This window comes from Serratia sp. 201, assembly GCF_037027545.1.
Lineage (GTDB): Bacteria > Pseudomonadota > Gammaproteobacteria > Enterobacterales > Enterobacteriaceae > Serratia > Serratia bockelmannii.
On the sequence record NZ_JAXCHC010000002.1, the window covers coordinates 1,582,842 to 1,588,841 of the forward strand.

The 6,000-nt window shown below is 46.3% G+C and carries 8 protein-coding genes and 1 pseudogene; 1 reads left to right on the forward strand and 8 read right to left on the reverse strand.

Annotation, left to right across the window (positions count from 1 at the left end; translation table 11 throughout):
• The first annotated feature begins 29 nt into the window (after positions 1 to 29).
• Positions 30 to 926 (forward strand): PhzF family phenazine biosynthesis protein, encoded by an 897-nt coding sequence (locus tag WA302_RS15665; protein ID WP_049203996.1) that lies wholly within the window; start codon positions 30 to 32, stop codon positions 924 to 926.
• A gap of 271 nt (positions 927 to 1,197) precedes the next feature.
• Here WA302_RS15665 and WA302_RS15670 read toward each other — a convergent pair whose 3' ends face one another.
• The 8 genes and pseudogenes from WA302_RS15670 to WA302_RS15705 all read right to left on the reverse strand — a co-directional run.
• Positions 1,198 to 1,536 carry a hypothetical protein gene (locus WA302_RS15670; RefSeq protein ID WP_080350763.1) on the reverse strand — a complete coding sequence of 113 codons (339 nt, stop codon included), beginning with the start codon at positions 1,534 to 1,536 and terminating at the stop codon, positions 1,198 to 1,200.
• Between the two features lie 28 nt (positions 1,537 to 1,564).
• Complete coding sequence (locus tag WA302_RS15675; RefSeq protein ID WP_261438760.1) at positions 1,565 to 1,966, reverse strand: hypothetical protein; 402 nt, start codon at positions 1,964 to 1,966, stop codon at positions 1,565 to 1,567.
• Between the two features lie 12 nt (positions 1,967 to 1,978).
• Entirely contained in the window at positions 1,979 to 2,437 is a 459-nt protein-coding gene (locus tag WA302_RS15680) for a hypothetical protein (protein ID WP_261456354.1), read from the reverse strand.
• Between the two features lie 250 nt (positions 2,438 to 2,687).
• Positions 2,688 to 2,969: a hypothetical protein gene (locus tag WA302_RS15685; protein ID WP_197826672.1), complete on the reverse strand. Its 282-nt coding sequence runs from the start codon at positions 2,967 to 2,969 to the stop codon at positions 2,688 to 2,690.
• 265 nt (positions 2,970 to 3,234) lie between these two features.
• The gene (locus WA302_RS15690) at positions 3,235 to 3,588 is read right to left on the reverse strand and encodes a hypothetical protein (RefSeq protein ID WP_049295562.1); all 354 of its coding nucleotides are present in this window, start codon (positions 3,586 to 3,588) and stop codon (positions 3,235 to 3,237) included.
• A gap of 1 nt (position 3,589) precedes the next feature.
• A pseudogene (locus WA302_RS15695) lies at positions 3,590 to 4,717 on the reverse strand (RHS repeat domain-containing protein); the annotation flags it as partial.
• A 147-nt stretch (positions 4,718 to 4,864) separates the two neighbouring features.
• Positions 4,865 to 5,218 (reverse strand): hypothetical protein, encoded by a 354-nt coding sequence (locus tag WA302_RS15700; protein ID WP_025302770.1) that lies wholly within the window; start codon positions 5,216 to 5,218, stop codon positions 4,865 to 4,867.
• Between the two features lie 3 nt (positions 5,219 to 5,221).
• Positions 5,222 to 6,000: RHS repeat domain-containing protein (locus tag WA302_RS15705; RefSeq protein WP_336064446.1), on the reverse strand; the 779-nt coding region annotated here is incomplete at its 5' end.

Here is a 6,000-nt window from a genome sequence, read left to right on the forward strand (position 1 = left end):
CAGGTTTTGTTGATAATGGATGATGGCAAATGCTCAGAAGTGATGATGTGACACCCCGCGCCTACAAACAGGTGGACGTGTTTACCCGTACGCCGCTGCAGGGCAACCCCGTGGCGGTGGTGCTGGAGGCCGAGGGGCTGAGCAGCGCGCAGATGCTGGCACTGGCCCGCTGGACCAACCTTTCGGAAACCACCTTTGTGCTTAAACCGACGCACCCGGCGGCGGATTATAAGGTGCGCATTTTCACCACCGAAAAAGAGCTGCCCTTCGCCGGCCACCCGACGCTGGGCACCGCCCACGCCCTGCTGGAAGCCGGATTGGCACCTAAACGGCCTGGAACGGTGATGCAGGAATGCGGCGTCGGCCTGGTGGCGGTCAATATCCAGCCGGAAGGCACCTTGGCGTTCGCCGCGCCCGAAGTTGAGTTTCGCCCAATGGCGGCTGAGGAAACAGAACGGCTGATGGCCGCTTTACGGCCCGCGATGATTGAAGGAGGCCCCCTGCCGGTGATTGCCGAGATGGGCATTCGCTGGCTGATGGTGCGCCTGCCGGACGCACCATCCTGCCTGGCGATAACGCCGGATCAGGCCACGATTAAACGGCTGCAAACGGCGTGTGATGTAGATGGCGTGGTGATCTATGGCCCCTGCTCCGCAACCGAACCGGCCGATTACGAAATGCGCGCGTTTATGGTGGAATGCGGTGTTTTGATTGAAGATCCGGTAACCGGCAGCGCCAACGCCTGCCTGGCGCGCTTATTGAAGGCCAACCGCTTCCCCGACGGCGGCCGGACCGCACAGGGCTACCAGGTGCGCCAGGGCACCCAACTGAATCGAGATGGCCGCGTGAGCGTGCGCTTTATTGACGGCGAACCTTGGATCGGCGGGCAGTGCTGCACCCTGATTAACGGCACATTGGGTATTTAGTTTGTCGGCGATCGGCGCCAGCGGCAGGTGCGCGTCGATGTCGCTCTGCGGGCTGCGCTCGCCCAGCAGGTTATCCGCCAGATCGTACACCAGCCGCGCGCCCGGTTTGCCCTGATTGGGTTCGCGGTGTTGCAGCAGGCGGCCTTTGATGCAACTAACAATCTAATGCTTTTACTCTTCCTCTTTTTTATTTATAAAGAACCTAACATTTCCTTTTCAGGCATCTACCTTACATCTCATATTCAATGTTTCTCATATTTGTTGTAAAACACTAACAATCTTTATCGCCATTTATTATCTTATTAATCTCAGGTCGCCACACACGCCCCCATTTTCTCTCCAAATTCACAGAATAGTTTTCAATTGAATAATAGTCATTTTTATCATTATGGGATGTGAAACATTGATCAACACCATTAACAATCCATGATAGCAAGTTTAAAATATCCGTATCATACTCATTTTCTTTCAAAAACGCCTCTGAATTATTTACTAAGTCACTTAATAGCTTCTCATCAAAGAACGACCTCTCAAAAAGAGAGTAGCAAAAAGTCCCTTCAACCAAGTCATTTCTGTTTTTCATAACATCAAGCTTTAACTCCTTGCTCACATTGCCCCCTAATCATTCTGTAATTTTTCTATGAAATCAAAAATCCAAAAAAATTCTTTGGCTCTAAATACAGTAATTTTTCATGGTCACCATCTTTATACCTTACGATGAACACTGAGAACGGTTCTTCACTATAATTCACTGCAATTATTTTAACCTCCAGTTCAGTTTTAAAAACCTGTGGATAAATTGACATCATAGAAAACTGATCATCCACATCCACCTCAAACCACGGAGCGATTTTTTCAACTAAATGTGAATTAACAATCCCCTCATCATCAATGTAAAATTCAAATACAGCTTCATCTGATATAAAGTAAACTCTATCATACATCGGGTGAAAAATCGGTGGTGTATCCGAATCTATGTAGACAGTGACAACTATATCACTCACCCCAAATTTAATTTCATGCTCACTAAACCCACTCATATATTCAATAAGCTAACGCCAGAATGAAAAATCAGATACGAAAATTTCGTTTATCATCACCCCACCAGGGATATGGTTTATCGCATCGGAAATCTCATCATATGGGGATGGGAGGATAAACGTAACACCAAAGTCATCATTAATAATGATGGAGCCATTGTATATTTTCTGCGACCTCGTCAGCTTTATTATATCTATCACACTCATTCCGGGAAATATGATTCCATTGTAGCCCCCTTGATAATGAGCATTACATCCAAGTGACAAAATGACACCGTCTTTATCAGTTACGACGGTCAAGGCATTATCGACTATATATGAATTTCGCTCATTCCCGTCAGGTAGGAAGTGGCTTTTAATCTTGACACTAAATCTGGAGTGCATCTCATTAATATATAATGAAATATTTTCATTTAAAGCGACATTACCCATGGAGACACCCGACACAATCCTAGCGTTAAAATCAATCATGTTAGATACCGTAATATTAAATTATTTATCAATGTGTACGGATGGATATTTGAAAATTATCAAATCTGCTCGTTTAGATACTTTTCATTCTAAACATTTAGAACCGACTGAGAATTGTCGGCTCTAACGCAGATTTAGAAATGGTTACATTGTTAACGTGAACACTAAGAGTCAGGATAGACGACTCTATAATCCTCATCCCTATGAAGCTTAGTCCAAATTCCATCCTTCCACTTCACATCTCCATCTCTTAGTATTTTTTTATTTTTCTCTCAAAGTCTGGATTAAAAAAATCATTAGATTTTATTTTCACGTCGATCACATGATTATCATCACAAAGAACATCCCCTAATCTATCAACTCTATCTATAACCTCTATATTATAATCATCTAGTTCTGCTTTTGCCACATAGCGCCCCTTATCATCTTCACAAGGAAGTGAAACACCAAACGCCCTTTCCAGCTTAATAAGCAGCTTATCAAATGGAATGTCTTCCAATAATAAAATACCTAATTGCCTATTCTCGTTCACAGCCACTCTCCATTTCATGAACATCCGGAACGCCCTAACCTTCACCACGGGCTTGACCATACTTAACGGCTTCGTAGTTTTAACACGCTACCGCCCACGCCGTTATTGGTTTAACAGCTAATAGGTACAGGTACCTACTCGATGGTATGGAGGCATCAAGTAGTCCTGTTTCGTGGTGTTCTATCAATCCAAAGGCGTCGCGCAGCGACTGTTGTTACTATGCCTCCTACCACTTCGATCTTTTTCTGCGATTCAAAACGCCCCGTTATTCATACAATATTTTAAAATTACCTGTAACATCGAAAACATGATCATAAGTACTTAACGCAACTCTTTTTTTTCCTGAACTGTATTCTTCCAGCAAATCAAAGCTTGACTCTGAATACCTCTCATAAGGGTAGTCATCAACTTTATAAATAGACATCCTTTCTATTTCACTAAAAAAGAACTCTATTTTCACATCTGCCTCATTCAAAACCTCTGGCTCGCATGCCGATAACGAAAGCAACGCTTTAACTTTAAATGTAAAAGGAGAAAGACTGATTTCATGTTCAGAAATGATCAAGGCATCTCGTCCTAGTATGATTCCATACTTAGTTTTTATTGCTTGTACATTCATTTTAAGCACATCCTCTAGTTCTAATTGACCTACCTGAATTCTTAGTTGAAAAACGCCTATTAAGATTAATTTTCGACAATTCTTCCTGTGTTGCCCACCTAGAAGGGATTTTGGCTACACCAGCCTCTTTAGCTGCATAAAGACGCCGGTTATCAAGACTAAAGACAGAATCCTTATGTGCACCTTGGGAAATTAACCTTTCTTGTACATTTTCTGGTAAATCACGCATTCTTACTTTTCTAATAGGTTCTACTTGATTGATATATGACGGATCGTTTTTCAATCTATGAATTAACTCATTAACATTCCTGCCATCATCGAAGACAGGATTAATACTGTCTTGTGAGAAAAGAACAGTTTTTGGGCTTACTGGAGATAACCCCAGCGGATCCACCCACATCAGCGGGTTCGGCGCATACTGATAAAGGTTCAACCCGCCGCGCAGCCCTATCGGATCCTGTGTGGTGAAACGCCCCACCTCGGGTTCGTAGTAGCGGAACAGGTTGTAGTGCAGGCCGCTTTCGTCGTCCTGATATTGCCCGGCGTAGCGCAGCGGCTGCTGATACTGCGCGCCATGCCGCTTCGCCGCGCCGGCCACCGTCTGGCCCTGCAGCTTGCCGAAGGTGTCGTATTGCCCGGACCAGCACAGGTTGCCCGCTGCATCGGTCACTTCCAGCGGCGCGCTGTTCAGATCGGTGTGGTACCAGTAAATATCAGCCGAGCGGCTGTCGCCCGCCTGCTCCAGCGCCGCCAGCGGGCTCCACGGGCTGGCCGGATCGTAGCTCCAGCTGCGGCGGCTGCCGTCGTCGCGCTGCTCCTGCAGAAACCGGACCCTGCCACAGGAAACGGGTCGTCTGTTCGGTTTTGCCCTTGTAGCGCACCGCCTTGCGGCTGCGGCGGCCCAGCGCGTCGTAATGATACTGCGCCTCGAATTCGCCCTGCGGGCCGCGGCCGTGCGCCCGCACCAGCCGGTTGTCGGCGTCGTAGCGGTAGTGCTGTTCGTACAGGCCGTTGCGCCGGCTGATCAGGTTGCTCTGCGCTCGCCCTGCAGGTTATCCGCCAGATCGTACACCAGCCGCGCGCCCGGTTTACCCTGATTGGGTTCGCTGTGTTGCAGCAGGCGGCCTTTGATGCAACTAACAATCTAATGTTTTTACTCTTCTTTTTTATTTTTAAAGAACCTAATATCTCCTTTTCAAGCTTTGATCTTATATCTCATATTTAATGCTGCACACTAAAGTGCCCCAAAGAAAGGATCCTTTCGACAGCTTGTCGGTCACTCTTCTTCGATGCACTCATCACTTATGATCGATAATCCATCAAGTTGATTAAACGCACTCTTCAAGAATTTGTACCTGCTGAGTTTTTCTGGATTCTTCCCATTAGTGAAAGACACCTTAATTATCGTGCTAAACTCTTTGTTATCCTCCTCTAACCACTCATTAGAGTGAGGAATATAATTATCAGTAATGGTTAACTTGTCCGCATAAAGGCCAGTATATGCAAAGTAAACACCAAAATAGGAGCTATCATACTCCGAGCAAGTTATATCCCATTTATCGTCCAGTAATTTGCTCGCTTCTTTTTTTGATATGATACTGCCATATTTTAAAAAATATAATTTTTTCATAATTTATCCACCACATTTATCAGGTATTCTAGTTCCCTTTCCTTTAGCCTTAACTTCAGCAGCAGACTCAAAGACCATTGCGTTCACAGGTCTACCTCCTGACATTTTGGATAATTTTTGCAATGTATCATCAATACCTAATTTCTTAGCCATTTCACTACCCATATCAATTGGTCCAGTACGCCCTCCTTTTCCTATTCCCAGCTGCTCTGCTTTTTGATATAGCTCAGGATGTGAAATAGCAACGTCAAAATCACTAACACGGCCAACATCAAATGGTTGACCTGTAGAGAAACTTACCCCCGATACGGAGCTTCCTTGCATATATGAAACTGTGCCGGGATATCCTAATTTACTCATTCCTGCCTGTAATGCTTCACCGAACTGTTTAAATTGGCCGAAACTATTAAAGCCATGTGGAACTCCTTCTACAGATAACCCCAACGGATCCACCCACATCAGCGGGTTCGGCGCATACTGATACAGGTTCAACCCACCGCGCAACCCTATCGGATCCTGCGTGGTGAAACGCCCCACCTCGGGTTCGTAGTAGCGGAACAGGTTGTAGTGCAGGCCGCTTTCGTCGTCCTGGTATTGCCCGGCGTAGCGCAGCGGCTGCTGATACTGCGCGCCTTGCCGCTTCGCCGCGCCGGCTACCGTCTGGCCCTGCAGCTTGCCGAAGGTGTCGTATTGCCCGGACCAGCACAGGTTGCCCGCCGCGTCGGTCACCTCCAGCGGCGCGCTGTTCAGATCGGTGTGATACCAGTAAATATCCGCCGAGC

Excerpts from the sequence above, each read along its gene's own strand:
- WA302_RS15675 (WP_261438760.1), bottom strand. The coding sequence starts at position 1,966 with ATGAGTGGGTTTAGTGAGCATGAAATTAAATTTGGGGTGAGTGATATA.
- WA302_RS15680 (WP_261456354.1), bottom strand. The coding sequence starts at position 2,437 with ATGATTGATTTTAACGCTAGGATTGTGTCGGGTGTCTCCATGGGTAAT.
- WA302_RS15700 (WP_025302770.1), bottom strand. The coding sequence starts at position 5,218 with ATGAAAAAATTATATTTTTTAAAATATGGCAGTATCATATCAAAAAAA.
- WA302_RS15690 (WP_049295562.1), bottom strand. The coding sequence starts at position 3,588 with ATGAATGTACAAGCAATAAAAACTAAGTATGGAATCATACTAGGACGA.
- WA302_RS15665 (WP_049203996.1), top strand. The coding sequence starts at position 30 with ATGCTCAGAAGTGATGATGTGACACCCCGCGCCTACAAACAGGTGGAC.